Here is a 25,885-nt window from a genome sequence, read left to right on the forward strand (position 1 = left end):
GGTCAGGGTCTCCTGTCGCAGCGGTGGCTCAGCCGGACATTCGACGGCCTCGGAGACATCCTTCATGCCGGTGTTCCGGGGGGCCGCAGGCGTGCTCGCTCGTGGGCGGCTCTGACGATGTCGGGCGTGGTGTGGAAGAGATTCGCGATGGCGGCGGCGTGCTGGTCGGAGAGGTTCTTCTCCCCGCGCTCCAAATCGGAGTAGTACCCGGTGGACACACCGAGGAGCCGGGCCACTTCGGGCTGGACGAGTCCGGCGAGGACGCGCAGGTCGCTGAGGTACCGCTCGCGCGGTGGGACTTTCACCAGATCGGCCATGCTCGCGCCGAGGGCCGCGGCGACGCGGGCGAGCTTGTCCACCTGCGGGCCCTCTGTAAGGCCTGACTCCCAGTTGCGGATCGCCTGGGGCGAGACGCGGGCGAGGCGGCCGAGCTCGGCCTCGCTCCACCCTTCCTTGTCCCGGAGCCTGGTCAACCGGTGAGGAGCCCATCCTCGAATCACTCGTCGTGCCATCCGCCGATGCTTGTGGCGCTGTGCCGTAGACGCACGATGTGGAGTTGTAGATTAGAGTTGTTGAATTTATAGTTACTAGAAAATCAGAGACCCGACCAAGACGAACCAAATATTGAGTTATGTGAGTCACATATGACTCTTGGCATTGACCCATGCCGGCACGGCCGTCCGTGCGGGCGCACGAGAACGCGAGGAGCGCGCGAATGGCAGACGAGGTTCTGGCGGGAGACCGCCGGTACGAGTGGTTGAACGTGGATGTCGTCCGCTCGTCGGGCTACAAGGAGGACGCCAAGGACGTGATCAGCAAGCGCGGCCACGACGGCTGGGCGTATTTCGACCAGCGGCCCTCGCCCAACGGCGACGAGAACGTGGTGCTCGTCTTCTACAAGGCCAAGTGAGGAGCGACCACATGCGACTACCCACCATCGCCTTGGCGCTCGCCGCCCTCGCCGCGCTCCTGAGCCCGGCGGCGGCTTCGGCCATGAACGCTGCGGAAGATGTGACCCCCGCCGTGACGATCGCGCAGGACACCGACAACACCGCGAACCCCTCGCTCTCCAGCCAGAACGACCGGGCGTTCTGCACGCTCGGCTTCCTGGCCCGGCTGCCGGACGGGCGCACGGGCGCGGTGACCGCGGGGCACTGCGACAACGACGCGCCGGGCTCGCCCGGCTGGGTCCACATGGCCTACTCGCCGACCGACACGTGGAGGCGCTTCGCGCACTTCGTGGCGAAGGCGTACGGCGACGACGCGGGGTCGGACATCGCCCTGCTCGCCGTCGACCCCTCCGCGGGGATCCCGACGGACGCGAGGATCGGCTACAAGCTCGACGTGAGGGGCTACGTGGACGCGGCGACGCTGGCCGCGACAGCGCCCAAGGCGTGCAAGTGGGGCGCGGTGACCGGGATGACCTGCGGCGACTTCATCGGCGTGGTGCCCGGCACGAACAAGGCCCAGTGGCGCATGGCCTCCGCGCACGGCGACTCGGGCAGCCCCGTGTTCGTCTCGATCAAGTCGGGCGGCGTCGGCGCGGTCGGGGTCCTCGACGGGTCCCCGCGCGGCGACGACGGGGTGGTCACGGTCGAGCTGATCGAGCCGTGGCTCTCCAAGTGGGGGCTGCAACTGCTCTAGGCCCCGGACGGAGCCCTTGAACATGCGACGGGGGCGGCGGGGCCCTCTCGCGACGAGACGGCCCGCGGCGAACGGCTTGGAGGAACGATGGATAGCTGTGACCGAGTGGTTCGACCGTTCACGTTCGATCCAGGAGGGCTGGTGGTTATGGTTGAGCCCGATGGCATATGTTCGTGGTGGGGGGGCGCGGAGATGGTGTTGCCCGAGTCGGCGAATTTCCGGATGAGGGAACCGATTGGGGCCCTTGTGCGTCTAACCATGATGAGACTTGTCCTGTGTGCAAAGGAGCTACGACGATGACCGGCGAGGCCAATGCCGGGGGATGTTCGAGGTACGCCGTGTCTGAACCGAGTGGATTCTCGCTGGACTCGGAGGAGTCGGAGGCGGTGTGCCGGGCTGTGCTCAAGTCGCTCGGGGAGCGGCATCAGTTGTTGGCGGACAAGGTCGCGGACACCTCTGATTTCGAAGGCGCAGCTGACGAGGCGGGTCGCCGCGCGCAGGAGCTGGCGCGAGCGGCGAAAGCCCGACTGGCGGAGCTGCGATTGGCTGGCGCGGCCCGGACGGTCGGCACGGTTCGGAACGTGTTCTCCGGGGTGGCATTGGTGCGGGAGATGGATTTCGAGGCCGAATATGGATTGAAGTCGGCTGGCGCGAGGATCGGCGGTTCGGGCTCGTGAAGACCGAGGCGCTGGAGGTTACGGACGCGGGGCGGCGAGACCCGCGCGAGATGGCAGTGTGGGACGGTGCGAGGGAGAACGCCGCGCTGCGCGAGGAGATCGCGACGGTTTTCCGGCTCGGGTTCGTCTCGTTCAAGCATCCGAAGGTGTCGGGTTCGGTCCAACTTTCTGGCACGCCGCCTCTGGTGCGTTTGGGCAATGGCGGGTCGCGGGTGTTCCGCAGTCAGGAGCCGTTGCTCGCCGTCGCCGGTTTCCCGCGCGAGTTCGGGGAGTGCATGGAGTGGACGGTGGCGAAGGCGGCGGAGCGTTACGATCTCTACGAGCGTTTGGCGGACGACCCGCACATGGGAGCCCGGTGCGGCTGCTGAGGCCAGCGGCTTCGATCTGGAGGCCCCCACGGGGTGCCGCACGCTGTCGGGGCGAGTCAATTTCCTGGAGAAGGCGGAGCAGGCGAAGGCGGGCGACGCCGCCGCGTTGGCGTTTTTGAAGCGCCATAGCGATCGGGTCGCGCATGTGGAGCTGATGGCGGAGACCGGTGCGGGCGCGATGTCGGTGGTGCTCGACGGGCGGGATCTGCCGGTGTCGATAACCTCCGCGCGGTACGCGGAGGCTGCGAGACTCGCGTGCTGGGGGTTGCGCGCGGCGGGGGTCGAGGCGCAGAAGTGGGCCAACGAGCTCGCCCGCCAGCTCGCGGAGGCGACCGCCGGGGTCGGTGAGGCCCTGCCGGAGGACGAGCGGGTCGAGGTGGACTTCACGCGGGGCCTGCCGGACTGGCCCGAGGAGATGGCGGAGGACTTCGAGCAGCTCAAAGAGTTCCTCATGGACCTGCAATGCACCAGGCACGATTTCGTGACCGAGCAGAAGCGGGCGAGGAGGAGCGCGAGCGCCAACAGGCGGACGCCGACGCGGATCTGGAGCGCCGCAAGGCCGCCGCCCTGGACGAGCTTCGGATGCGAGGGAAACTGCGGTGAGCGAGATCGGGTCGCGTCCCTACCCGGAGCCGTGGGGCGAGGTGCAGAAGCTGGTCGCCGAGCCCGTGTGGCTGGGGGTGAGCGAGGTCGAGCTGGCGGATCTCGCGCAGACGCTGCGCGCAGTGGCGGATCTGGAGCGCGCGAGCGGCGACGAGATCCACTCCCACGCGGGACGGCTGGAAGACAATCACGCCGGGGGCGGCCTGGACGTTGGGCCGGAGGCGCTGCGCCGCGACTCTGCAGCCCTACACGTGCACGCGGAGCGTTGCGAGAGGGCGGCGGCGATCCTCGACGAGGCCGCCCTGGAGTCGCGTGAGGCGAAGGTCGATCTCAGCGTGCTCGGCGCGTACGCGCAGTCCGAGCAGGAGTCGTGGGACGTGCTGCTCAAACAGACCGCGAACTCGCGTTGGGTGCAGAAGCTCGCCGCCAAGAGCCTCGCGAAGGCGCAAGCCGCCGCGAAGGCGAGAGCGGACAAGGCCGAGACGTTCTTCGCGGCGAAGATCCGCGAGCACGACAAACTCCACGAGGAAGAGATCGTCGTCGGGCGAGTCGATCTGGACGAGGTCGACGGGCCAGCTGCCCAGCCCGCGAGGAATGCGGCCGTCGAACCACAGCCAGAGGTCGCAGCGCGGCCCGCCGAAGCGCAGTGGCGGGAGGCCGCCGACGCGGGCGCGTTCGAGCACCACAACAACGCCTGGCCCCCGCAGCACGAGGGCCGCCCGAGTGTCGATCCGGCCGCCGCGACATCCGCGCAATCCGGTTCCGCCGTGCTGGAGCACGACACGAGCCCGGCCGCGACCGAGGCGCAATCCGCCGACCTCGCGGTGCCGGGCGAGGTGGTGGACGTCGACCTCGCGGAACAGGCTGACACCGCGACGATGGGCGCGGCAGGCTCCATGACCGGGCAGGCGTTCAACCTCGCCAACGCGGAGGAGCAGTACCGGTCGCCTGGCGCTCGTGGCTATCACGGGGACGAAGGTTTCTTCGGGGACCGCCGCGACGGGGCGCTGGCCCAGGACCCCAAGAGCAGGCTCGCGCGCCTGGCGCAATGGGTCAAGGCGCAGCCTGGATTCGTGGACGGGCGCGGCCTGGCGGTGAGCGGGGAGCCCCGCTACGCGCTCGCGATGCACCTGGACTCCGAGGGCGGCGAGCACGTCTTCCTGCACAGCGACATCGGCCCAGGTCTGCTCTTGGTCCCGATCCCGCTCGGAGTGTGGCCGGGGTGGGAGTACACCGGGGACTACAACACCCGCGCCGGGATGCTCGGCCACCCCGACCCCGTCTACTCCGCGAAACGGCTCTTCGAGGAGCGCCAAGCTGCGTGGGCGGCGCACGGCCTCGCCTACTCCCTGGTCGGGATCGCCACCAGCTACCAGATCCCCGAACCCGAGTCCGCACGACGAGCCGTGCAACCTTTGAACGACGCGCTCAAAGGCTCGCGCGGTCGAAGCCCCCTTCATCGTGGAGGCGGACGGCCCGCTCGTGGAGCCGGAGGACGGGACCGCGCACCCGCTCCAGTTCACCGCCCCCGAGCTCTATACAGCGCTGGAGAAGATCTTCGCCACCCCCTGGGCCCCCCGCGCGCGTAGCGCCGCTCTCGGCTGGATCGCCTCCATCATCGAAGGCTCCGGCGCGGAAGACCGCGAATCCTTCGCTAACATCGTCGGCGCGATCCGATCCGGACGATTACCGACCGCCGAGGCTGTGCAGGCGGCGTGGCAGGACGGCGCGCTGGTCGCAGCCCAGACCAAACGCAACCTCGACCACGCTATGACGACCCCAGCGGAGCAGCGCGGCTGGTTCCACTTCACCGGATACCTCGCCTACCACCGCGCCCTCATCGGCCTCAAAGCACTCGACCACTGGGGACAAAGCCAAGCCGGGGACGACCACCGCTTCGTCCACGACATCGCCTACCTCACCGTCAAAGCCAGAGAGAACGACGGCGACCCTGGTCTGTTCCCGGTTTTCCGGACGCCGATCTTGCCGGGATGATGTTCTGGCAGAGAAATGGAGTTTGTTGTGCCTGAGGCGTATCCCGAGGAGTTCCGCCGTCGTGCGGTGGAGCTGGTGAGGTCGGGCGGGCAGCTGTTCGCGAGGATCGCGAAAGACCTGGGCGTGCATGAGAGCACGTTGCGGAACTGGGCGAGCAGGGCGGATGTGAACGAGGGCCGCAAGGAGGGCGTGAGCAGCGAGGAACGCAAGGAGCTGGTCGAATTGCGACGCCGCAACCGCGTGCTGGAGACGGAGAACGAGATCTTGCGTCGAGCGTCGGCCCTGTTCGCGAGGGAGAGTCTGCCCGGCCCAAAATGATCTTCCGGCTGGTCCGTGAGATGGCCGACGACGGTCTGCCCGTCACGGCGGCCTGCCGGGTTTTGCGGGTTTCCCGCTCGGGGTATTACGAGTGGCGAGATCGTCCGTCGAGCCCGCGTGAGGTCGCGGACGAGGCGTTGGGCAGCACGATCCGCGACGTCTGGTCGGGCTCGCGTGAGACCTACGGCGTTCGGCGGGTCCACGCCGAGCTGCGTCTCGGGCTCGGGACGCGTGTGGGGCGCAAACGCGTCTGGCGGCTGATGCGCTCGGCCGGGATCGCGGGAGCCTGTGCCCGCAAACGGTTCCGAAGGGGGAAGCCAGACGCGGCGACGCATCCCGACTTGGTCAAACGCCAGTTCCAGGCGGACGGGTCGAACAAGTTGTGGGTCACCGACGTCACCCAGCACCCCACGAGGGAGGGCTGGGTCTATTGCGCGGTGGTCCTAGACGTGTTCTCCCGCAGGGTCGTGGGCTGGTCGATAGCGGACCACATCCGCGCCGAACTGGTGGTGGACGCCTTGGACATGGCACGTTGGCGGCGCAAACCGCACGGGACGGTGGTGCATTCGGATCGCGGGAGCCAATACGTGTCGTGGCTCTTCGGACACAGGCTGAGAGAGGCGGGACTGCTCGGGTCGATGGGCGCCGTGGCCTGCGCCTACGACAACGCCCTGATGGAGTCCTTCTTCTCTTCCATGCAGGTCGAGCTCCTCGACCGGTGCGACTGGAACACCCGCGCCGAACTCGCCCAGGCGGTCTTCGAATGGATCGAAGCCTTCTACAACCCGGTCAGACGGCACAGCGCGATCGGCTACCACTCGCCCCTCCACTATGAGACCCTGCCCGCCACCGCAGCGAGTGTGGCATGATCAGAAAGTTCACCTGTCCGGGGAAACGGGAACACACCACTCCAGGACTTGCGCCCCCTGATCGCGGCAGAGTGGCACCCCACTAAGAACGGGACGCTCACCCCTGCGGACGTGACCCTGACAGCCCCAGACAACGTCTGGTGGCAATGCTCTCGATGCGGCAAGGCGTGGCAAGGCATAGTCAGCAGACGCGTGAACAGAAACCCCAACTGCCGCAAATGCGTCTCCCAGCTTCACGGCGAGCAACGTAGGAAGCCCCTACCTGGTAAAGCCCTCGCAGACACGCACCCCACCCTCGCTTTGCAGTGGCATCCGAGCAAGAACCCCTCCCTGAGACCTGAGGACGTGACTGCTTCAAGCGGCGAAAGACCCTGGTGGAAGTGCCCGGTCTGCGATCGCGAATGGCAAGCAATCGTCTGGGCAAGAACGCGACGAGGACATGGCTGCAAGTCTTGCGCGACCAAAAAAGTGGCAAAACGGTTCAGCGTGCCTGCTCCAGGTTCCTCGCTCGCAGACAAACGCCCCGAACTCATGCCATTCTGGGATGTCGAGGAGAACGGCAACCTCAAGCCCACAGATCTAACACCTTCTTGTCATACGCGTGTTCGATGGAAGTGTCCTCGGTGTGGTAGACAATGGCTGACTGTCCCCGGAGCTGCCGGAGTCAATAGTTGCGTCCGAAATCCGAAAACATGTCTTCGACTGGTCCGACCGGGGAAATCACTAGCAGAAAAGTTCCCAGAAATAGCCTCGCAGTGGCACCCTGTTCTGAATGAGGACATTACACCGGAGGATGTCCACGCCAAGTCTGAGTATCCGTACTGGTGGCAGTGCGAGCAGTGCAACCGTGAATGGCAGGCATCCCCAGAGCGGAGAACGAAAAACATGTACCTGTGCAAGATCTGTAAGACAACGGCGAAGCCATAGATGTTAGCTCTAAGCAACTATGGACAAGGAAGACGAGATGCATGGACAAGACGTCGTTATACGCCGTCGTCGCAGCTGGTGAGGCGGTTTCGCAACCAACCCGTGGCTGCGGTCATCGCGGGAAGTGCTACGGGGTTCGATCCGGGGAGCATGCTGCGGCGGGTCGTGCTCGGCGGTGTCATCTCGGTCGTTGTCGGAGTCCTCGAACTCGGGATGGCTGATCGAGCGTGAAGGGCGCGAGTGGCACGGTTCGGAGTTCCGAGCTGGGCTCTGTAGCTGAGCCGATCGCTCACGCCGCTCACGCGGGTCAGACCGACAAGGCCGGTGAGCCGTACACAGGGCATTTGTCTCGGGTAGCGGCGCGTTTGGAGACGGAAGGCCCCGAGGCGGTCGCGGCGGGATGGCTGCACGACGCCATCGAGGACACGAGCACCACAAGGGCGGACTTGCTGAACGCGGGTATCCCCGAGCGCGTGGTGCGCGTGGTCGAGTTGCTGACCAGGACCGGCAAACCCGACGACGAGTACTACGCAGCGATCAAGAATGATCAGTCGGCGCTCGCGGTCAAGCTCGCGGACCTCGCCGACAACACCGACCCGCAGCGGCTCGCCGCGCTCCCCGCCGAGCGGCAGGCCAAACTACGGACGAAGTATGCGAAGGCGTACCGGGCGCTCGGCAGGGACGATTTTGCCGTGGCGTTAGAAGCGTCCGCTCAGTCTGAGGAGGGATGAGCCACTGGAGGCGGCTTGCATGAGTCGTATCCTCAGTGGTGGCTGATCCACCGATGAGAAGTTGGACACGAGGATGAAGACGCAAGAGTGCTCGACGGAGGGGTGTGCGAAGGCGGCGGCGTTCACCACGCGCACGAAGCCAGCATGGTGCCTCGACTGCCTAAAAGGGATCTTGAGGAAGGGGGGCATGTCTGCGGCGGAGCCTTTCTCCGGGCCGAAGGCTTACTGGTTGATGACTTGCCTGAAGTGCGGCGTTCAAACCCACAACCGGCTGGAATACGTCTTGGAGAAGAACGCGATCGACGAGAAGACCTGTCGGGCGTGCTACTGGGCTGGCTGGGCTGAAGAACAGCGGGATCTTGTACGGGGAGTTGTTCGGTTGCGTTCGTTGAGCGAAGACCGGATCATCAAGCACCTCGATGCGAACGGTTTCGACTTGGTGACCCTCGTATCGGAGGCGAACGACGGGAACGGCCCGATCATCACAAAATGTCGAGCGTGCGGACGGATCAGCGCTCAGAGGATGGGCGACATCGGTTGGGGGTGCGCGTGCACGAGGAACGGGAAATCCTCCGCTCCTTATGGCCGAGGAATCCCGCTTGTAGACTCCGATTCCTCGGCGTTGAAGTGGTGGGACCACGAGCGGAATGACGAGGCCGCGTTGCGCTCTGTGACGCTCTTGTCGACCCGGCTGTGCCATTGGCTGTGCCCGAAGTGCGGGGCACAGTTCGAAGCGAAGGTTCGCGAGATGACCCAATGGTTGTCTTGCCCGGAGTGCTCGGCTCGCCGTTCCGCGCAGTGGCACGAGGAATACGAGAGATGGAAGATCACCCCCGTTTCGGCAGTGCCAGAGCTGGCGGCGGCGTGGGCCGACGACTCCGATCCGCGGCAGGTGATGGTCGCAGGCGGTTGGGAGTTGCGGCGGTTCCGATGCCCGGCGGGGCATCACCCCAGGATCGGCCCGCTCACTTTTCTCAAGTCGGGCTGCCCGCATTGCAGAGGCGCGGAGAGTTCGAAGGACAAGGACTACCTCGCCGATGTGCTGCCGGAGATCGCCTCCCAGTGGCATCCGACCCGCAATGGAAAGCACACCCCGCAGAACGTGGTGTGGAGCTCGAAGAGGTCGGTGTGGTGGTTGGCCGATTGCTGCGGCCACGAATGGCAGGAACCGGTGGTGAGCCGGAACAAGTACCAGCGGTTGCGCTGCCCGAACTGCCGCACGATTTTGGACTCACTCGCGTGGCAAGACCCTGGTCTTGCCGCGGAGTGGAGTCCAACGAACCCGGTCACCGCCTGGCAGATCCGTCCGAACGCCTCGACGCAGTACACACCGGAATGGATTTGCGCGACCAACCCGGAGCACGTTTGGCAGGCTCCGTTGAGCGGTCGGACCAGAGGATCCGAATGCCCCGAGTGCCGCGAGGCGGGCAAGTCCAGAGTCGAGCTTGACCACCACGCGGCGGCGGCCGAGGTTTTCGGCAAGTCTCGCTCCGGCGCTACGATCAAGGACGCGGCGTTCACCACGCGGAAATCCTGGACCGTCGACATCAGCGCCGAGGCCGGAGGCCACCGGGTGGTTGTTGAGTACGACGGGGCCTACTGGCACGCCGCCCCGGCCAAGGTCCTCGTTGACGAGCGTAAGAGCCTCGACCTGCTCGCGGCGGGATACGCCGTCGTGCGTCTGCGCGAGGACGATCTCGCGCCATTGGCGATCACCCATCCCCGATACCACGAAATTCGAGTTTCTTCCAGGGCGCCACGGGCCGAAGCCGTCATGCGAGAGGCGTACGAGTGGGCGACAGGGCTCGTTTGACCCGTCAAATCTCCCGGTTCCCGTTTTGTTGTGTGTGAATCTCTTAAACTAAAAATTGAAGATGGTGACGTGAGGGGAAAAAGTCCGGGAAGAAAAGAGATTGCATTTTTCCTGAGGAATGCAAGAATCAACACATGGGCAAGAAATCCAAGACTCCAAAAACTGGCAGGTCCGGGCGGAACGAGCGGCGCGAGGGATTTTTGTCGCGATCGGGTCTGGTCCGACACCGGCAGCTGGAGGGGCCGAACATGTACGCGACCACGCTCACGGGCGCTCAGGAAGGGACCTGTATGACGGGAGTCTTCGTGGTCCAGCGCAATGTCCGCGAGAAGTCGGTCGAGCGCGAGAGACTCAACTGGGACGGATCTGACTCGTTGCCGCCTTGGCACGAGATCTCGAAGATGGTGGAGCCCGAGCCCCACGTCCTCGCGGTCCCGATGCTGCGCCTTGACTCCGCAGATTCGGAGATCGCGTTCCGGGCCGCCGCGATGCTCGGCGCCGGGCACAGGACGAGCGACGAGGTGCGCCGGATCGACCTGCCGCTCTGGCACCGTTACAGCGCCACCGCGACGGCCGAGCTGCGCGGCCTGGAGCTGCGGATCGAGTTCCTTGGGCGCGAGTACATGACCATTCCTGTGAAACCGCGCTTCGCGTACCTCCTCGGTGTCTCGCAATCTCTGGGCCTCAATATCGTCAACCCGGAAGAGGGCCATTTCTACGGCGCGCTGCGTTTGAAAGGGACGGATCTCCCGGCACCACATTGCGCGGTTATCCGGGGGAAGCTGACTCCGAAGCTGGTAGAGGACGCCCTCGGCTGGACCCGCATGACACCCCTGGCCGACGCGCTAGGGTTCAAGGCGGACGGAAAGATCCACACCGAGACCGTCACCTACGGCGCGGACGCGGACGGCGAGTTCATCCCGCGCAACCTGGAGCGGAAGAAGTGCGCCCTCTGCGGAAGCGGCGAGGGGCAGCTCACCCGCGAGCACTGCACCCCGAAGTGGCTCGCGGACCGCATGAACGTCACCCCGGTGGTGGTGAGGATGCTGTGCTCGTCGTGCAACGGAAAATTCGGGAAAACATTCGAGGAGCCAGTCGCCGAGCTACACGAGAAGGGCTGGCTCATCGTGCCCGCCCACCGCTCCGTGGTGCTCCGCTGGGCGGTGAAGACCGCAATCATGCTCTCGACAGCCTCAGGGGTGAGAATCCCGCCAGAGCTATTCGCGTTCCTGGACGGAGACTCGACCGACGACCGGCTCACCGTGCACTTCCACGAGTCGCCCCAGCGGCAGCTGCAAGGCTACCGGTACACATTGACGCACTTCCGGGGAGAGTACGAGGACTCGTTCCTGTTCTCCATGCTCTTCGACCGGCACTTCTTCGTCGTCGCCCGACCCGCCGACCCGGTGCCGCCGCTGGGCGCGCTGGCGAACGTCAGCCGATGGCATCCGACCCACCTGCCCGGACATGAGCGGGGGCTTCGAGGCGACACTCAGCACGACGCGATCCTGCGCGAGCACTTCGACATTGACCTCGAATACGACCCAGTGCCGACGAAACCGCCGCAACCGCGCCGCTGACCCCGGTCCGGCAGTGCAAGCCCCGATCCTCCCGGCCAAGTCGGCTCTATCCCGTTCAGAACGGCACAGGAGCCCCGCGCTCCGCGTCTGGCCATTGGACTGCGGTCAACACCTTGCGTCGCGTCTGTGTGGCGCTGAGGGGCGTTTCCCGGCCGAGCGCGACTGCGCCGATGAGCGCGAGGAAGATCGCGTCGGCTTCGTCGTCCTTCTTGAGGACGAGCTCCGGGTAGAGGTGCTGCGCCGCGCCGAAGACCTCAAGCTTCTTCGCGTTGCCTGTGCCGACAGCGAACTTCTTCAGCGTGGACGGCGCGCAGACCGCCACCGGGACGCCGAGGCAGTGAAGCCGGTTGACCAGCTCCCACCAAACATGGGCGCGGCATTGCGGCGAGTCGGCGGCCGAAACGTGCGACAGGTCCTCGATCACAATCATTGCGACGCTCTCGCACTGGTCGAGGACGGCCGCCATGATCTCGTCCACGAGCGAACGGTGCCGCGCGAGGTGGTCGGCGACGCGGTCCCGGCACTCGGCGCTGCTCACCGTTGTCACGAAGGGGGCCGCCGACCCTGCGCCGAGGACTGCGATCCCGGCGCTCACCGGGCGGCTGGCCAAGGTCAGGCCGACAATGGCGCCGCGGAGAGGCCGGTCCGCTTTTGCGGCCCGGAGCGGCAGGGCGGTGGTCATCGGCTCGTCTTCTCGATCCGTGTGAGCGTGGCGCGGTAATGGCCGCGGCGTTCGGGGTCGAGGAGGTCGAGGGCTGCTTCGAGCTGGTCGGGGACCGGTTGGCTTTGGGCCAGGTGGGCGTCGAGCTTCTGCGGCGGCACGTAATGGCTTTGGACGGTCTTGTGGCCCTGCCCCTCCACGTCAAGGACGTAGCGGCCTTTGGCTTTCAGAGGGATCGCGGTCGGGGCGACGCCTTCTGGAAGCTCGCCGAGCACAGTCTTCGCCTGTTCTTGGGTGGAGACTTTGAAGCAGAGCTTGAGCGCGGCGTTATCGCGAATCACGGTCGGAATAGATGTCGCGTCAGGTTTCTGGGTGGTGAGGACGGTGACGACGCCGGCGCTGCGGCCTTTCTGGATCAGGGTCCGGACGAGCCTAGTGATCCGGGCCGAGGCCTTTTTCTCCTCCGCGTCCATGCCTGAGGTGTCGAGCCAGGTCTGCACCTCGTCGAGGATCGCGAACACCGGGACGTTCGAGAGCCGGAGCGGATGGTCTGCCGCCAGGTTCCAGAAGTTCGGCTCCCCGGTCGCGGGGTAGAGGGCTTCGGATCTGACTTGGCGCAGGACTTCCAGTCGCTCCAGCGCGGCGAGCGGGGCGTCCACGTCGCCGGTGCGGTCGTAGGTGCGGGCGATATGGCGGAGGGCGTGCAGGTCGTATCCGGCCTTCCCGTCGAACACGTGCAGCTCGGCTTGTCCGGCCAGGCCCGCGAACACGGGGAGCAAGGAGGCGGTCTTGCCGCTGCCGGGGACTCCGCCGACCACCATGCCGGAGCTGCCTCGCCACACGATCTCGGCAGGCTCGCCGTCCTCGTCGACGCCGAGGACGCTGCGAGCCCCGTCCTTCGCGGAGGCTGGAGTGTCGCCCATGTCGGCCGTTGCGGCCTCGAAGGGGTCTTTGTCGCGCAGTTGGAGGCCGAAGAGGGCTTCGGGGTCGTGTCGCTCGGCAACGGCGAGCCTGGGAGCGCGCATGGCGGTGCGCAAGGCTCCGGAGGCCGCTTTCCAGGTTTCGAGCGACTGTCCCGTGAGGGGGCGGAACCAAAGCTCCAGGCCCAGCCGGGTCACCGCGATCTTCGCGAGCCGCGGCGCAGTCTCGTAGATGTGGGTTGTGGCGCTCCCGTCGGGGTTGCGCTCGGTCTCGGATCGAACGTGCAGCAGTCCGGCTTTTTTCAGGAGCGCGAACCACTCGTCGTCTCGCCCGAGCAAGCCGAGCTGATGGCTGTATGCCTCCTCCGTCCGCTGGCGCAGGACCCGGACGACGGCCTCGCGGGAGGGCGTCGTGGCGGTGTCGGTCATGGTCTCTCCTGTTCTTCCTGTTGATCGAGCCATCGGGCCGCGGCCCGGTCCTCGGCGGCTCTGCGCCGTTCGGCCTCCAGCTCAAGGCGGCGGCGTTCCTCGGCTGCTTGGGCGGCTCTCACCGCTGCTTCCTCCGCCGCCCGGCGACGGGCGGCTGCCTCGCCTTGCGCCCGGAATGTCTCCTTCGTCCCGCACAACACCAGGAACGCGAGGATCACGACCGCCGCCACACAAAGGAAACCGCCGAAACTCATGGCTGTCCCCTTTCCGCCGCGGGCATGCGGTGGTGGGCGAACCCCACGTCTGCGGCGATCCCGCCGCCCGCGCGGTGAACGACCTCGCGGGGGTGGACCGGGGGCTCCGAGTCGGTGAGCACCATGCGCGCGACGGATCCGACACGCTGCCAAGACGCGCGGTGCACGCCGAAGAGGGTGAGGAGTTTCTCCTCGTGCTTCTGCAGGTCGCCCCTGCTCACCGTGGGAGTGAGGAACGCGAAGTCGACGAACGCGTCCCCGTCTTCGCCGTGTTGGCCCCAGTTCTGCACGGCCGCGCCGCGCCGGATGGCCTTGACGTGTTTGCCCTTCAAGAGGGTCCAGTCTTCTTTCTCTTGCGTCCATGCGAGCTTCAACGCGGAGAGGAGGCTGGGGAGTTGTGCGATCTTCCCCTGGGCTTTGTCGAACGCGCTCATCGGGCGCCCCCATGCGGCGTGAACGCGACACGCACCATGCCCGACCCGACGGGTCGGGCGACGAGGCGGGCGGTGACCACGTTCGAGAGCTCCGAGAGCAGCGCCGGCTTGGCCCACGCCCCGGCTTTGCCCGCTGGCACCCGCAGGTCGACGCTGGTCGCGTGCACTGCGGCCACCGAGGGCGCGTCGTGCCCGGCCTCGCCGCGGGAAGCCGCTCCGTGCGCGACCAGCAACGCCAGTCCCTCGTCGCTGCCGAGGAAGCGCAGCAGCTCTCGTTGTGAGTCTGCGAACGGGGAGCTCCGGTCGACCTGGCGCATCGGATCCGTGCGCCAGGCCCCATACAACACGACTGCGGCGACGATGAGCGCCAGCGCGGCCACCGACAACACAGCGGTCACGAGAGACTCCTCTTCCGGGCGGCTCGCGCCGAGCGGAACACGGCCGCCGCCCCCATGCAGGACAGGGCGGCCGCCAGCCCCAACGCGGCGACTGGAGCCACTTGGGCTTCGTCCGCACCAGCGGCGCCGGGCACGGGGGCGGCGGCGACCGTATAGGCGGTGAATGCGGTGGGCTGCTTGTCCATCGGCGTGAACGAGTCGTCGACCGGAGGCTCGGGGAGCCTCACCTCCGGGCGGCCAGGACAGGAGACGATCGCGGGGAGGCCCTCATGCACGACGCAGCCCGGATGCGGGTCGGGCGTGTCCGTCGCAGGCGGCTCGGCCAGCAAGCTGTTGGCCTGGTCGCAGATCAGCCCGCTCGGCAGACTCTCATCTGCACACGGGGGCAAGGGCATTCGGTTGACGCTCACTTGGCACCCGCCTTCAGCTCGGCGATGGCGCGCTGGAGGTTCGCGATCAGACGCGTGGTGTTCACGGCCGCACCCTCGATCCCTGCGAGGGCGCCGTCCACGAGGACTCCGTCATGGAGCGCCGTCAGACTCTCGGAAACGACGGGCTCGGCAGCATACGGGTAGGCGGTAGGCTCAGGTGCCGCGTCGAGCAGGCCTGCGCGTGCGATCGCGGGGAGCTCCTGGAATTCCTCTGCGGAGAGGACGACGATCTTGGCCATAGTTTCGGCTCTCTTCCTTGTCGGTGAATCGGATGGGGATTCGGGTAGCCTCATTGTACAGCTAAAATGATGAAATGTGCAATCTCATTGATAGAATAATCTTAGTAATTGATCAGAAGCTTGGTAATGCTGGCCTTTTGATCGACCCCGATGCGCGTCGGATAGGGTCTCGGTGATGGAAGACGCAAGCGGCCCCGACCGCGAGGACATCGGAGCGCGCATCGGCGAGCTGATGCTGATCGCCGCAGATTTGCGGGCCGTGTTGCGGCTCGTCGAGACCGGCGATCTCGGCACGGGAGATTTGGAGCGAGACCGCGAGCTGTTCTTCCGCGTACGCGCACGCACTCGCGATGAAGGGATTCGCGAGGCGTTGGAGCTGGCGGGAAAGCTATCGTCCTCCGCGGACGGGCTCAGAGAAGAGGTCATCGAAGCCGCCTTTGCGAAGGGGCTCAACAACCACGCCATCGGCAAACTGGTCGGGCTACACCATCAGCTGGTCAGTCGGCGCAGGAAGGACGCGGCGGTGCGAAGGCTACCAATGGGGCCGACCACGAGGGGGGCGCGGAAGGAGGACTGACTATAAAGGGGTCCTGCCGATCCGGGCGGGGCGGTCGCCCGCGACTGCTGGCCCCCTTCGGGGGCCGCACCGGAGGCGCCCCGCCCGGATCGGCAGGAGGTCGGACCTGCGAGGGTAGGGACGAGATCAGCCTGGGTCCGCTTGTCGGCGGTGCGCTGTAGCGTTGCGCGTGAGTATCTACGAGAAAACTGAGGAGCGACCATGAGGACCGTCCAGGCGGACGCGGGATTCGAGATCAGCGATAACGAATGGGAAAATGCTGTCCTTTCGTGGACGGACGACGCGCGCCCGTGGGTCTCCTCGGCGTTCGTCCGTCGTGCGGCGAGGGAGCTCGCCAAGACAGAGGCGCTCCCGGATGGGTGGCATGCCACCCATGTCTTGCGGCGGTTCGCCGAGGGTGGAGAAGTCCTCGCCTCGGACTTGCGCCACGCCGTCCGGAAGGCGGGAGAACAGTTCGGCAGCGATGCGTTCTTGAGGATAGAGGCCGAGCGCGAAACCATCGGAGAGCGCCTTTTAGGCGGGGCAGACTTGGGCGAAGCGCTCGACCACAACCACAGGGGAGCGCTCTTCGCGGTGATCCTCCTCGACTGGGTGGAGAACGAAGTCGGGCCGTGGTCCGACCTCGGCCCCTGGCGGGGGTGACTTCGAATCATTCTTCGTCGGCTTCGCCGGAACGCCGGAACCCCTAAAGGGGGGTTTCCGGCGCGTTTTTCCGGCAGATGCGCGGTTGTGTTCCGGCGCTTCCGGCGGGTTTCCGGCATGCCTGGTCAGAGGCCCGGCGAAGTTCCGGCAATTCCGGCGGATCGTGTCGATCCTTGAGAACTCGCCGGAATCCGCCGGAAACAGTTCCGGCGGATTCCGGCGCTCCACGGCTGTGCTCAGCACGTGTGCTCCTTGAGCACGAACCGGGTCTTGCCGAGCCGGACGACCTTGTCCTTTTCGACGAGCGCGGTGAGGGCCGAGCTGATCGACCCGCGGGCTTTCTTGACACGGGGCGACTCCAGCAACCAACCCTGGATCTCCACGACCGTCGCACCGTTCTCGTGGTTCGCGAACTCGCGGAGCACCTCGTAGACCAGCCCTTGATTCTCCGAGAGGTTCGCGATGTGGTCGGGCACGGCTGGCTCCGGCTGGGCGAACGGGTCGTGCGGCTCCAGCGCGAGCGAGGTCACCGGCTTGCCGTACTGGTTCGCGCCGAGGTCCACACGCCGCAATGTGGCCGCGATCCCGATATCCCCGTCCGTGCCGTCCTTCTGCTTGTCCAACGTGATCTTCACCCGCAACTTGCCGCCCGGGCCCTTCTTGTCCTTCTCCACCCGGATCTCGGTGTCCTGCGCCCCGTCGAGCACGGAGGAGCCGCGCGCGTCGCCGCCGTTGCGCCCGACGTGGTGGATGGTGAGCACGCACGCCTCGGTGTGCGTCCTGAGCTTGCGCACCGCATCGACGTACATCCCCATGTCCTTCGCGGAGTTCTCGTCCAGTCCCGCAGTCACACGGGCCTGGGTGTCGATCACCACGAGCGCGGGGCGCAGGCGCGTAGCGGCCTTCACGAGCACGTCCCAGTCCGCCCAGCGCCCCGCCTGCACGGGCATGGGGAGGAATGCCAGCGCCCTGAGGTCGGGCTCGGCTCCATAGACTTTCTCCCAAGCCCTCTTGCGCCGCTTGATCCCGTTCATCCCCTCGGCGGCGATGTAGAGGACCCTGCCGTGGGGGGTCTCCTCCCTCGCCACAATTTGCCGCTCGCGACGTGCATCGCCATGTCGAGCGCCACGAACGACTTGAAATGGCCGGACACCCCGATCATCCATGCCTCGGAGTCCAGGTCCAGAACCCCTTCGATCAGCGGCTCCGGGTCCGGCAGTTCATCGAGATCCTCCGAGTAGACGAGCTGCTCCAGCAGTTTCTCCACCGGGTCGTCCGAGGTGAAGATCGCGGTCTGGCCGGTCTCGTCGGCCCCGCCCGCGCCCCAGTCGGCCGCGGCGAAGCCGTCCGCCGTCGAGCCCTCGGACCCCTGCCGAGCGACGCTCTCGCAGGCTTTCCGCGCGTCGCGGAGCAACGCCTCGGGGCGGCCCGCGAACTTGTTCCAGACCGATCTCTCGACTGTTTCGACGATCTCTTCTGGGGAGAAGCCCCGTTCGGCGAGTCGGCACTCGATGCTCCACAGGACCTCCGACCTGTCTCGCCCCTCGACATCAGCGGGCGGCGCTGCGATGAGCTCGGCCAGATCGTTGGGCAGAGCGCCTCTCGCGGCCGTCCGTGTGGAGTTCGTCCGGGCGTATCGCCCGACTCGGGGTTCCGCCGGGGCGGGGAGAATCCGGGCCAGCTCGGCCGGGGCCGGAGTCGGCCCATTCGTCCAGAGGATCCGGCCGGGCACGGGCTCGGGGAACTTCTTCCTCTTCGCGTTCCACGAGCCTGGCACGCGCAATACCTGCGTTTCGTCCCAACCCGACTTGTCAGCGCCGAGGCGGTAGCTTAGCCGCTGGTTGAGGCCGCCCTCGGCGATCAGATCCGCCGTGCTCTTCACGTCGCTGTCGAGCAGCCACACCCCGGCGTACCGGCCAGGCGAGGTCTCCCAGGCCACGGTGGGCCGCAAAGCGGCCTCGGCCAGCCGGGGGTCCGCCTCGTCGAGATCAGCCCAAAGCCTGGACCTACTGGCCAGGTGTCCTCTCTTACGAGCTGGCAAGGCGAAGACCCCCGGTGTGAAGTAGAGGTTGTCGCGTGCTTCCATATGCTGTTCGACGTGCTGGCACACGGCCTCCGCCTCCGCAGGCCACTCGAAAGCGCGGCCTTCCGTCCATTTTTCCGTTCCTCTGCGGATCACAGGGAGGAAGACGTAGCCGATCTGGTCGCCCCAGATCGGGCGAAGCGCGGCCATGGGGTCAAGGGCCGTGTTGTGGATTGCAGACGTAGTCAGAGGGATGTCGCCCATGTCAGGTATCCTTACATTGACAGAGTTTGCGGAAGATGGCTGTCACAGTGGCCCCGGCTGAGCCGGGGCCACTGGTTCGTTTTAGGAGCCCGAAGCCCCGTGCTCGAACCGCGCCGAGCGCGCGGCCTGGTACGCGTCGAGCAGGCGCGAATGGCTATAGGAGTAGCCCTTGTGGTCTGGGGTGTCGTGGCCGCAGACCCGAGCGCCGCGCCCCTCGTACTCGATCCCCACCTCGCCGCAGGTCGGGCACACGCAGAAGGCGTAATGAATGTCCCACGACGGGGAGATCAGCTTGGGGTGTCCGCCCTCGCAGGGATCGTCGAACCTCCAGGTGCCGATCGGGTCCTCGGCCCGAGGCATGCCGTACGCGACGACGAACCTCATGTCGGTGGCCTCGGCGACATGCTCCCAGCGTGGGTCCTCGTGTCCAGCCTCGCTCTCGGGCTTGACCTCGAACCAAGTCGGCTTCTTGAGCGTGAGACGGAAGTCGGGGAGGTACGACATTAGACACCTACGCCGACCTGTTCCCCGACGACCTGGAGGCCGTTGCGGAAGCGCTCGACAAGGCTGCGAGGGCCGCCCGGAGCGCCTTCGGCTAAAACGCCTGCCTACCCATTGCCTACCGGAGCATCGCTGCGAGTTTGGCGGGACATTGAAAACAAAGAGGCCCGGCCGGTGTCTCCACCGGCCGGGGCCTCTTTACTGTCTCAACCAACAGTGTCGGGGTGGCGGGATTCGAACCCACGGCCTCTTCGTCCCGAACGAAGCGCGCTACCAAGCTGCGCCACACCCCGTGGCAAGCCAGTTGATATTACCCCCATCCTGGCCGCAGGGCCAAAAACCGGTTCTCCGTGGGATGTCCGTCAGATTGGCGCGCCGCAGCGGGCGCTCTCGGGCGGCGCTTATCGGGCGGCGGGGGGCCTTGAAACAGCGCCGTAACATTCGGTAGTATGAGTGATACTGCAAGTATCAGGATAATGTGGCGGGTTTCATTGGGTGTGCGCGCAGGCGGGCGGCCGATGCCACTACGGAAAAGATGGAGATCATGAGCATGACGACACCGACGCGAGCGGCCAAGGTTTACCCGAAGGTCCGTCGGATCAGCTTTCCCTTCGGCAAGCCGGAGCCGATGAACCGGTATTTCGCCGCCGACAATATCGTTTTGAGCCATATGGTCGCGTTTTTGTCGTTCGCCTTCCCGGGCGGCGAGGACTTTTTCATCCGCTCGGTCCGTCGTTTTTCCCAGGGCATCAACGACGCCGACCTCAAAAAGCGCGTCGCGGGCTTCGTCGGCCAGGAGACGGTGCACAGCCAGCAGCACGAGATCCTCAATGAGAAGCTGAACGAGCTCGGGTACCGCAACAGGCTCATGAACGTCGGTTTCGGCTTCCTGAAGGCGAACGAGGGCGCTCTGGACGAGTTCTACGGGATGGACCGGTTCAAGACTCTCCGCTACTTCATGCTCATCATCACCGCGGCTAGCGAGCATCTCACCGCGATCGCGGCGGAACGGGTCCTCGGATACGAGGAGGTCCAAGCGATGCTGACCGACCCAGAGGTCAAGAACTTGTTCAACTGGCACGTTTACGAGGAGCTGGAGCACAAGTCTGTCGCGATCGACGTCTACCGCGCCGCGGGCGGCCCCGAGTGGCTCCGCGTGGTTGGCACCTGGTTCGTCCTCGCCACTGGGTCCGCGATCCCGGTGGTCGCCACCTTGAGTTCGATCTTGCTGACGGACTCGTACGCGCGTCGACACCCGATCCGCGTCGTCAAGGATCTGGTGAAGTTGCTCCGCCTGCCCTTCTTGAAGGGCTTCTTCAAGGATGTTCTGGAGTACACGAAGTGGAATTTCCATCCGGACCACCGCGACACGACGGCTTTGCTCAACAGGTGGCACGCCGAGCTTTTCGGCGAGAACGGCCGCCTGCTCGACCATCTGAAGTAACGGCCGACTCCGATAACTGAGCGCGCCCCGGACCGCATGCGGTCCGGGGCGCGCTCAGTTATATGGGAGACCAGGTCGTCGTGCCGAGCGGGATCCGTCAGTCGCCCACGGGTTGGGCGATGCCGACGGGCAGATCCGAGCTTCGGATCGGGGGTTCGCCTCCGGACGGCCGCGCGACCAAGGTGAGCAGAGTGGCTTCCGGACGGCAGCAGAACCGCACTGGGGCGTAGGGGGAGGTGCCCAGGCCTGCGGAGACGTGCAGGCGGGTGCGCTGCCCCCAGTGCGAGGCTCCTCGGGCCCGCGCGCGGTCGATGCCGCAGTTGGTCACGATCGCGCCGTAGCCGGGCAGGCGCAGTTGCCCGCCGTGGGTGTGCCCCGCGAGCACTAAGTCGTAGCCGTCCGCCGCGAAGCGGTCGAGCACACGCGGCTCCGGCGAATGAGTGAGGCCGAGGCGAAGCCCGACGTGCGGACCTGGGGCAGAGCTGATCGCTTCGTAGCGGTCTCGGTGCAAATGGGGGTCGTCCACGCCCGCGACGGCGATGCGCACGCCGCCGACGCCGAGCTCGTGGAAGGTGTGGGTCGCGTCGACCCAGCCGCGCTCTTGGAAGGCCGCGCGCAGATCCTGCCAGGGCAGCGGATCGCCGTGCGAGCGTTTGGTCTGGTTTTTGCGCAGGTAGCGGGCGGGGTTCTTCGGAGTCGGGCCGAAGTAGTCGTTGCTGCCGAAGACGAAGGCCCCCGGCCGGTCGAGCAGCCCGCCGAGGCTTTGGATCACGGCGGGCACGGCGCGAGCGTGCGCGAGATTGTCGCCGGTGTCCACGACGAAATCCGGCTCCAGCGCGTCGAGTTCGCGAAGCCATTGCTGTTTCAACCGCTGTCCTGGGGTCATATGCAGATCGGAGATGTGCAACACCCGCAACGGCCGGGAGCCGGGGGAGAGCACCGGGATGGTCACTTCGCGCAGGCAGAACGCGACCCGCTCGACCAAAGATGCGTAGCCGAGCCCGAGCATGGCGGCCGCCGCAGCGGCTTTCACCCCGGTCTTGGCCGTTTGGAACGGGAATCGGACGACACTCGTGCTCATTGTCGGCATTTTACTCCGATTCTGGGCCGGGCATCCGGACTCGCCGCCAGGGGCCTGATCCGCAGCCGGCGTTTGGCTGATGACGGCGCCTTCGTCTTCAACGGCGGTCTATGACGACGGCGGAGGGGGGCTGCTGGTCCTTCGGCTGCGAGTTCGGCGCAGAGCCGAGGAAGGGCGCGGCGCAGAGAACGGCCGTGCCCGCGAGGAGATTGCTCCCGCGCGGGCAGGGCTTCACTCTTAGTTCCCTCCGAAGTTGTTGGAGTCACGGGGCCGACGGGGGAATCCCGGTCGGGTTCCAGGCCTTCAAGGCGGGCCGTCGTCCTCGTTCTGGTTGTCCTGCTCGCTGTCATGGGTGCCGAAGTCGCCCAGGCCACCGAAGTCGGGGTTCTCCTCCTCCGGCGGTGGCGGTGGCGGCGGCACCGGGGCGTTGCCGTCGCTGACGTGGATGGTGATGGGGAGGCCGGGCACGACGCTCCCTCCGCCGCCGGAGGGGGTCTGGCTGATGACGGTGCCTTTGGGCTCCCAACGGTAGTCCGTGACGACGGTTGTCGGGAAGTCCAGGTCCTTCAGCTGCTTCTCGGCGTCGTCCTGTTGCATCCCGATGACGTTCGGGATATGGCTCTTCGGAGAGCCTTGCGTGTAGAAGGGGTCAGGGTCGGGCATGGTGATCGGGCCGAACTTCTCCGCGATCGGAGCCATCGCCTTGTACCACATGGGCGCGACGTTCGCGCCATAGAGGTTGCCGTCGCCGCAGTTGTAGAGCGTCGCGCCGACGCAGATCTCGCCCGGGGTCTTGGTGTCGCCGTAGGCGAGCGCGGCTCCGGCGTAATGGTTCGTGAACGCGAGGAACGCCGAGGAGCGGTGCGTCTCGGTGGTGCCGGTCTTGGCGGACACCGGCAGGTGCCAGCCCGCGTTCGCGGCGGGGACCGCCGAGGTGCCGGGCGAGACGTCGTCCTTGCTCAGCGCGTTCGCCAACGTGTCGGCCAGCCCGGGGGCGACCGCCTGCTTGCACGGGGCCTCGTGCAGCTCCACTTTCTTGCCGTTCCGGTCGCGGACCTCTTCGATGGGGGTCGGCGGGCACCAGCGGCCGTGGGAGGCCAGCGTGGCCGCGACGTTCGAGAGCTCCAGCGGGTTGATGGCGGTGGGGCCAAGCGTGAACGAGCCGAGGTTCTCCTTCTTGAACATGTCCGCGAGGCTCATGTCGCCGTGGCCGGAGGTGCCGGGCTCCGCGTAGGAGCGCATGCCCAGCCGGATCGCCATGTCCACGGCGGGCGGGACCCCGACTTGGGAGAGCAGCTTCACGAACGCGGTGTTCGGCGAGGTGGCGAGGGCGTCGGTGATCGACATGGAGCCTCGGTAGCCGCCCGCGTTCTTCACGCAGTAGTACGTGGCGGGGCAGCCGGGCCGCTTGCTGTCGCCCATGCCCTTGACCTGGTAGAAGGCGGGAACGTCGAGGATGGCGCTGGTGCCGAGCCCCTTCTCCATGGCCGCCGCCACCGTGAAGATCTTGAACACGGACCCCGCGCCGTCGCCGACCATCGAGAAGGGCTCGGGCTGCACGGTCTGATGGTTGTCGGTGTCGAGGCCGTACACGCGGCTCGAGGCCATGGCGAGCACTTTGTGGTTGAGCTGGCTGGGGGCGATGATGCTCTCCACGCCCGCGATGTTGCCGCTCTTCGCGTCCACGACCGAGTTGACGGCTTTCTGCACCGAAGCCTGCACGTCGGGGTCGAGCGTGGTCTTGACCACCAGATTGTCCCGTTCGATCTGCTCCTCGCTCAACCCGCTCTCTTGCAGGTACTGCACCACGTAGGCGCAGAAGAACCCGACGTTGTTCGGGTTCGCCTCGATGCAGCCGTGCGGCAGGTGCTGCGGCTCGGGCAGCACGCCGAGGGGCTCTTGCTGCGCGGCCCGGAACTCGGCCGCCCGCGCGGGCACGTTCTTGATCAGGGTGTCCAGGACGGTGTTGCGCCGCTCGGTCACCCCGTCCGGGTTCGTGTAGGGGTTGAGCAACGAGCTGGACTGGACCATGCCGGCGAGCATCGCGGACTGGGCCACGTTCAGCTCGTTGGCCGAGATGCCGAAGTACGTCCGCGAGGCGGCCTCGATCCCGTAGGCCTCGTTGCCGAACGGGACGAGGTTGAGGTAGCGGGTGAGGATTTCGTCCTTCGCCTTCTCGCGGGCGGTGTCCTCGTCGAGGTGGTCTTTGTCCTGGTACTGCGTGGTGAGCGCGCGCTCGAGGCTGAGCGCGGCCCGGATCTCGCGGAGCTTGCGGGTGGGCGTGACCTCGGTGGCAGCCCGGCGCTGCTCCTCGTTCTTGGCGAGGACGAGGAGCTGGTAGTTCTTGATGTACTGCTGGTCGATGGTGGAGGCTCCTTGGCGGACCTCGCCAGCGCTGTTGTTCGTCAGCGCGGCGCGCATCGTGCCGCGCCAGTCCACGCCGTCGTGGGAGTTGAAGCGCTTGTCCTCAACCGACACCAACGCCAGTTTCATATCGGGGGAGATCTTGTCGCTCGGCACCACGATCCGGTACTGCTCGTACACGTAGGCGAGCGGCTGGCCCCGGTTGTCGAGGATGGTGGTGACCCCTGGGACGTTGCCGACGAGCAGGTCGCCAGCGAATTTCTCGATCGAGGTCGCCACGCCTCCCGCGGCGAGCGCGCCGCCGCCGATGAGGGGGAAACAGATCCCGGCGATGAGCACGCCTGCGAGCACGGTGTAGCACAGCAGGCGCATGAGGATGTTCCCCACGGAGCCCGACTGCGACGACGACGTTGGTGCGGTCATAGTCTCGCCAGTGTAACGGTTCGGCCTGACGATTGAGCAAAGCGCGGGGCGCCGCAGGCCGTTCCTGCGGCTCGGCGGTCAGGACGCGGTGATCTGTTCCGCCAAGGCGCGCAAACCTTCGAGGTCGTTCGCGCCGAAGGGCAGGGCGGGCACGCCGATGATGCGGACGCCGGGATGGCTGTGCGTGAACGTCCGCAGGTGGCGCAGCTCGGTGGAGCCGATCGCCAACCGCTCGAGGTGCGTTTGCAGGACCGCCTTGGCCAATTGCTCGCCCGGCTCTGCCGGATCCTCGTCGAACTGGTCGACGGCTTGGAGGCTCCGCGCGGCGGACAGCGTCGAGATCGCCGGATGGGTCCGGTTGACCAGGAGGCAGGACAGCGGGAGCCGTTCGGCGGTGAGCCGGTCGGCGAAGAACGCGGCCTCCCTGAGCGAGTCGGATTCCGCGGTGGTGACCACGATGAAGGCGGTTCCGGGCCGGGAGAGCAGCCGGTACGTGCGCTCGGCGCGTTCGCGGAAGCCGCCGAAGACGGTGTCGATGGACTGCACGAACGCGGACACGTCGTGCAGGGTCTGACTGCCGATCACCATGGAGATGCCGCGCATCGCCACGCCGAAGACGCCGCTCACCACGCGCCCGACGCCCCGGCCCTGTTTGGTGAGCAGCCGGATCAGCCTGCCGTCGAGGAAGGACCCCATCCGTTTCGGGGCGTCGAGGAAGTCCAGCGCGGTCCGCGACGGCGGCGTGTCGACCACGATCAGATCCCACCGCCCGTCGCCGAGCAGCTGGGAGAGCTTCTCCATCGCCATGTACTCCTGCGTCCCGGAGAACGAGGTGACCATCGTCTGGTAGACGGGGTTGGAGAGAATCGCCTGCGCGCGCTCCTCGGACGCGTTCGCGACCACCATGTCGTCGAAGGTCTGGCGCATGTCGAGCATCAGGGCGTGCAGCTCGCCGGCGACCGAGCCGGGGAGGGGCACCCGTCTGGGGGTGTTGTCCAGGTCCGCGACGCCGAGGGCCTGGGCGAGCCGCTTGGCCGGGTCGATGGTGAGCACGACGACTTTTCTGCCGAACTCGGCGGCGCGCAGGGCGATAGCGGCCGACGTGGTGGTCTTGCCGACCCCGCCCGAGCCGCAGCACACCAGGACTTTGGTCGTCGGGTCCTCAAGGAGCACCCTCGGCGGAGCTGTCGTGGTCACTGTGCCGCCTCTCGTTGGCCGCTTGTCTGGTCGCGTTCCTCCCCCGCGAGCGGGAGGCTCCTCCAGTGTCTCGTCGCG

The 25,885-nt window shown here is 66.6% G+C and carries 29 protein-coding genes, 1 tRNA gene and 1 pseudogene; 17 read left to right on the plus strand and 14 right to left on the minus strand.

What is annotated here, in order from left to right; translation table 11 throughout:
- Positions 1 to 62: 62 nt before the first annotated feature.
- Positions 63 to 512 (minus strand): helix-turn-helix domain-containing protein, encoded by a 450-nt coding sequence (locus HMPREF9336_RS13820; protein WP_007468041.1) that lies wholly within the window; start codon positions 510 to 512, stop codon positions 63 to 65.
- Between the two features lie 203 nt (positions 513 to 715).
- On the opposite strand from HMPREF9336_RS13820, the gene HMPREF9336_RS13825 reads away from it, so the two are divergent.
- The 14 genes from HMPREF9336_RS13825 (at position 716) to HMPREF9336_RS13870 (ending at position 11,525) form a co-directional block, all read left to right on the plus strand.
- Positions 716 to 910 (plus strand): hypothetical protein, encoded by a 195-nt coding sequence (locus HMPREF9336_RS13825; RefSeq protein ID WP_021030714.1) that lies wholly within the window; start codon positions 716 to 718, stop codon positions 908 to 910.
- An 11-nt stretch (positions 911 to 921) separates the two neighbouring features.
- On the plus strand, positions 922 to 1,644 hold the full coding sequence (locus HMPREF9336_RS13830) for a chymotrypsin family serine protease (protein WP_007468045.1): 723 nt from the start codon (positions 922 to 924) through the stop codon (positions 1,642 to 1,644).
- A gap of 338 nt (positions 1,645 to 1,982) precedes the next feature.
- A complete protein-coding gene (locus HMPREF9336_RS13835) occupies positions 1,983 to 2,321 on the plus strand; it encodes a hypothetical protein (protein WP_244431673.1) in 339 nt (112 codons plus the stop codon).
- Positions 2,322 to 2,371: 50 nt separating this feature from the next.
- Entirely contained in the window at positions 2,372 to 2,689 is a 318-nt protein-coding gene (locus HMPREF9336_RS19080) for a hypothetical protein (RefSeq protein ID WP_244431674.1), read from the plus strand.
- A 462-nt stretch (positions 2,690 to 3,151) separates the two neighbouring features.
- Entirely contained in the window at positions 3,152 to 3,292 is a 141-nt protein-coding gene (locus HMPREF9336_RS19085; RefSeq protein ID WP_021030715.1) for a hypothetical protein, read from the plus strand.
- On the plus strand, positions 3,289 to 4,881 hold the full coding sequence (locus HMPREF9336_RS13845; RefSeq protein WP_007468051.1) for a hypothetical protein: 1,593 nt from the start codon (positions 3,289 to 3,291) through the stop codon (positions 4,879 to 4,881). Before HMPREF9336_RS19085 ends, HMPREF9336_RS13845 begins: the two co-directional genes overlap by 4 nt.
- Positions 4,775 to 5,287 (plus strand): hypothetical protein, encoded by a 513-nt coding sequence (locus HMPREF9336_RS18540; protein ID WP_156920420.1) that lies wholly within the window; start codon positions 4,775 to 4,777, stop codon positions 5,285 to 5,287. Before HMPREF9336_RS13845 ends, HMPREF9336_RS18540 begins: the two co-directional genes overlap by 107 nt.
- A gap of 27 nt (positions 5,288 to 5,314) precedes the next feature.
- Positions 5,315 to 5,605 (plus strand): transposase, encoded by a 291-nt coding sequence (locus tag HMPREF9336_RS13850; RefSeq protein ID WP_007468054.1) that lies wholly within the window; start codon positions 5,315 to 5,317, stop codon positions 5,603 to 5,605.
- Positions 5,606 to 5,625: 20 nt separating this feature from the next.
- Positions 5,626 to 6,474: an IS3 family transposase gene (locus HMPREF9336_RS13855; RefSeq protein ID WP_040586003.1), complete on the plus strand. Its 849-nt coding sequence runs from the start codon at positions 5,626 to 5,628 to the stop codon at positions 6,472 to 6,474.
- A gap of 48 nt (positions 6,475 to 6,522) precedes the next feature.
- On the plus strand, positions 6,523 to 7,401 hold the full coding sequence (locus tag HMPREF9336_RS19350; RefSeq protein ID WP_084206691.1) for a zinc-ribbon domain-containing protein: 879 nt from the start codon (positions 6,523 to 6,525) through the stop codon (positions 7,399 to 7,401).
- 102 nt (positions 7,402 to 7,503) lie between these two features.
- Positions 7,504 to 7,632 carry a hypothetical protein gene (locus HMPREF9336_RS19220; RefSeq protein ID WP_280110262.1) on the plus strand — a complete coding sequence of 43 codons (129 nt, stop codon included), beginning with the start codon at positions 7,504 to 7,506 and terminating at the stop codon, positions 7,630 to 7,632.
- Entirely contained in the window at positions 7,629 to 8,132 is a 504-nt protein-coding gene (locus HMPREF9336_RS13860) for an HD domain-containing protein (RefSeq protein ID WP_007468058.1), read from the plus strand. Before HMPREF9336_RS19220 ends, HMPREF9336_RS13860 begins: the two co-directional genes overlap by 4 nt.
- Positions 8,133 to 8,364: 232 nt before the next feature.
- On the plus strand, positions 8,365 to 9,945 hold the full coding sequence (locus tag HMPREF9336_RS13865; RefSeq protein WP_244431676.1) for a zinc-ribbon domain-containing protein: 1,581 nt from the start codon (positions 8,365 to 8,367) through the stop codon (positions 9,943 to 9,945).
- A 290-nt stretch (positions 9,946 to 10,235) separates the two neighbouring features.
- Positions 10,236 to 11,525, plus strand: a complete 1,290-nt coding sequence (locus HMPREF9336_RS13870) for a hypothetical protein (protein ID WP_040585639.1) — start codon at positions 10,236 to 10,238, stop codon at positions 11,523 to 11,525.
- Positions 11,526 to 11,580: 55 nt separating this feature from the next.
- Here HMPREF9336_RS13870 and HMPREF9336_RS13875 read toward each other — a convergent pair whose 3' ends face one another.
- From HMPREF9336_RS13875 to HMPREF9336_RS13905, 7 genes are read right to left on the minus strand one after another with little or no spacing between them, the layout of a single operon-like run.
- The gene (locus HMPREF9336_RS13875) at positions 11,581 to 12,207 is read right to left on the minus strand and encodes a hypothetical protein (RefSeq protein WP_007468064.1); all 627 of its coding nucleotides are present in this window, start codon (positions 12,205 to 12,207) and stop codon (positions 11,581 to 11,583) included.
- Positions 12,204 to 13,535 carry a hypothetical protein gene (locus HMPREF9336_RS17625; RefSeq protein ID WP_007468066.1) on the minus strand — a complete coding sequence of 444 codons (1,332 nt, stop codon included), beginning with the start codon at positions 13,533 to 13,535 and terminating at the stop codon, positions 12,204 to 12,206. The genes HMPREF9336_RS13875 and HMPREF9336_RS17625 overlap by 4 nt, the downstream gene beginning before the upstream one ends.
- Positions 13,532 to 13,789 (minus strand): hypothetical protein, encoded by a 258-nt coding sequence (locus HMPREF9336_RS13885; protein WP_007468068.1) that lies wholly within the window; start codon positions 13,787 to 13,789, stop codon positions 13,532 to 13,534. The genes HMPREF9336_RS17625 and HMPREF9336_RS13885 overlap by 4 nt, the downstream gene beginning before the upstream one ends.
- Positions 13,786 to 14,223 (minus strand): hypothetical protein, encoded by a 438-nt coding sequence (locus tag HMPREF9336_RS13890; protein ID WP_021030719.1) that lies wholly within the window; start codon positions 14,221 to 14,223, stop codon positions 13,786 to 13,788. Before HMPREF9336_RS13890 ends, HMPREF9336_RS13885 begins: the two co-directional genes overlap by 4 nt.
- Positions 14,220 to 14,621: a hypothetical protein gene (locus tag HMPREF9336_RS13895; RefSeq protein ID WP_021030720.1), complete on the minus strand. Its 402-nt coding sequence runs from the start codon at positions 14,619 to 14,621 to the stop codon at positions 14,220 to 14,222. Before HMPREF9336_RS13895 ends, HMPREF9336_RS13890 begins: the two co-directional genes overlap by 4 nt.
- Entirely contained in the window at positions 14,618 to 15,031 is a 414-nt protein-coding gene (locus tag HMPREF9336_RS13900) for a hypothetical protein (protein ID WP_007468073.1), read from the minus strand. The genes HMPREF9336_RS13895 and HMPREF9336_RS13900 overlap by 4 nt, the downstream gene beginning before the upstream one ends.
- Positions 15,028 to 15,291, minus strand: a complete 264-nt coding sequence (locus HMPREF9336_RS13905; protein WP_007468075.1) for a hypothetical protein — start codon at positions 15,289 to 15,291, stop codon at positions 15,028 to 15,030. The genes HMPREF9336_RS13900 and HMPREF9336_RS13905 overlap by 4 nt, the downstream gene beginning before the upstream one ends.
- 175 nt (positions 15,292 to 15,466) lie before the next feature.
- On the opposite strand from HMPREF9336_RS13905, the gene HMPREF9336_RS13910 reads away from it, so the two are divergent.
- Positions 15,467 to 15,868, plus strand: coding sequence for a hypothetical protein (locus HMPREF9336_RS13910; RefSeq protein WP_007468077.1), 402 nt, complete (start codon positions 15,467 to 15,469; stop codon positions 15,866 to 15,868).
- 201 nt (positions 15,869 to 16,069) lie between these two features.
- Positions 16,070 to 16,510 carry a hypothetical protein gene (locus HMPREF9336_RS13915; RefSeq protein WP_007468080.1) on the plus strand — a complete coding sequence of 147 codons (441 nt, stop codon included), beginning with the start codon at positions 16,070 to 16,072 and terminating at the stop codon, positions 16,508 to 16,510.
- 236 nt (positions 16,511 to 16,746) lie between these two features.
- On the opposite strand, the pseudogene HMPREF9336_RS19355 reads toward HMPREF9336_RS13915, so the two are convergent.
- The 3 genes and pseudogenes from HMPREF9336_RS19355 to HMPREF9336_RS13935 form a co-directional block, all read right to left on the minus strand.
- Positions 16,747 to 18,797 (minus strand): annotated as a pseudogene (locus HMPREF9336_RS19355) (AAA family ATPase).
- A gap of 81 nt (positions 18,798 to 18,878) precedes the next feature.
- A complete protein-coding gene (locus HMPREF9336_RS13930) occupies positions 18,879 to 19,301 on the minus strand; it encodes a hypothetical protein (RefSeq protein WP_007468086.1) in 423 nt (140 codons plus the stop codon).
- Positions 19,302 to 19,517: 216 nt separating this feature from the next.
- Positions 19,518 to 19,591 (minus strand) — tRNA-Pro (locus tag HMPREF9336_RS13935).
- Positions 19,592 to 19,842: 251 nt separating this feature from the next.
- Here HMPREF9336_RS13935 and HMPREF9336_RS13940 point away from each other — a divergent pair.
- Positions 19,843 to 20,742, plus strand: a complete 900-nt coding sequence (locus HMPREF9336_RS13940; protein ID WP_425277269.1) for a metal-dependent hydrolase — start codon at positions 19,843 to 19,845, stop codon at positions 20,740 to 20,742.
- Between the two features lie 97 nt (positions 20,743 to 20,839).
- Here HMPREF9336_RS13940 and HMPREF9336_RS13945 read toward each other — a convergent pair whose 3' ends face one another.
- From HMPREF9336_RS13945 to bagB, 3 genes are all read right to left on the minus strand, one after another.
- A complete protein-coding gene (locus HMPREF9336_RS13945) occupies positions 20,840 to 21,832 on the minus strand; it encodes a metallophosphoesterase (RefSeq protein ID WP_007468092.1) in 993 nt (330 codons plus the stop codon).
- A gap of 294 nt (positions 21,833 to 22,126) precedes the next feature.
- Positions 22,127 to 24,610: a penicillin-binding protein gene (locus HMPREF9336_RS13950; protein WP_021030724.1), complete on the minus strand. Its 2,484-nt coding sequence runs from the start codon at positions 24,608 to 24,610 to the stop codon at positions 22,127 to 22,129.
- A 78-nt stretch (positions 24,611 to 24,688) separates the two neighbouring features.
- Positions 24,689 to 25,807 (minus strand): ArsA family ATPase, encoded by a 1,119-nt coding sequence (gene bagB, locus HMPREF9336_RS13955; RefSeq protein ID WP_021030725.1) that lies wholly within the window; start codon positions 25,805 to 25,807, stop codon positions 24,689 to 24,691.
- Positions 25,808 to 25,885 lie beyond the last annotated feature (78 nt).

Origin of the sequence: Segniliparus rugosus ATCC BAA-974, from assembly GCF_000185725.2 — a bacterium.
Taxonomy (GTDB): Bacteria; Actinomycetota; Actinomycetes; order Mycobacteriales; family Mycobacteriaceae; genus Segniliparus; species Segniliparus rugosus.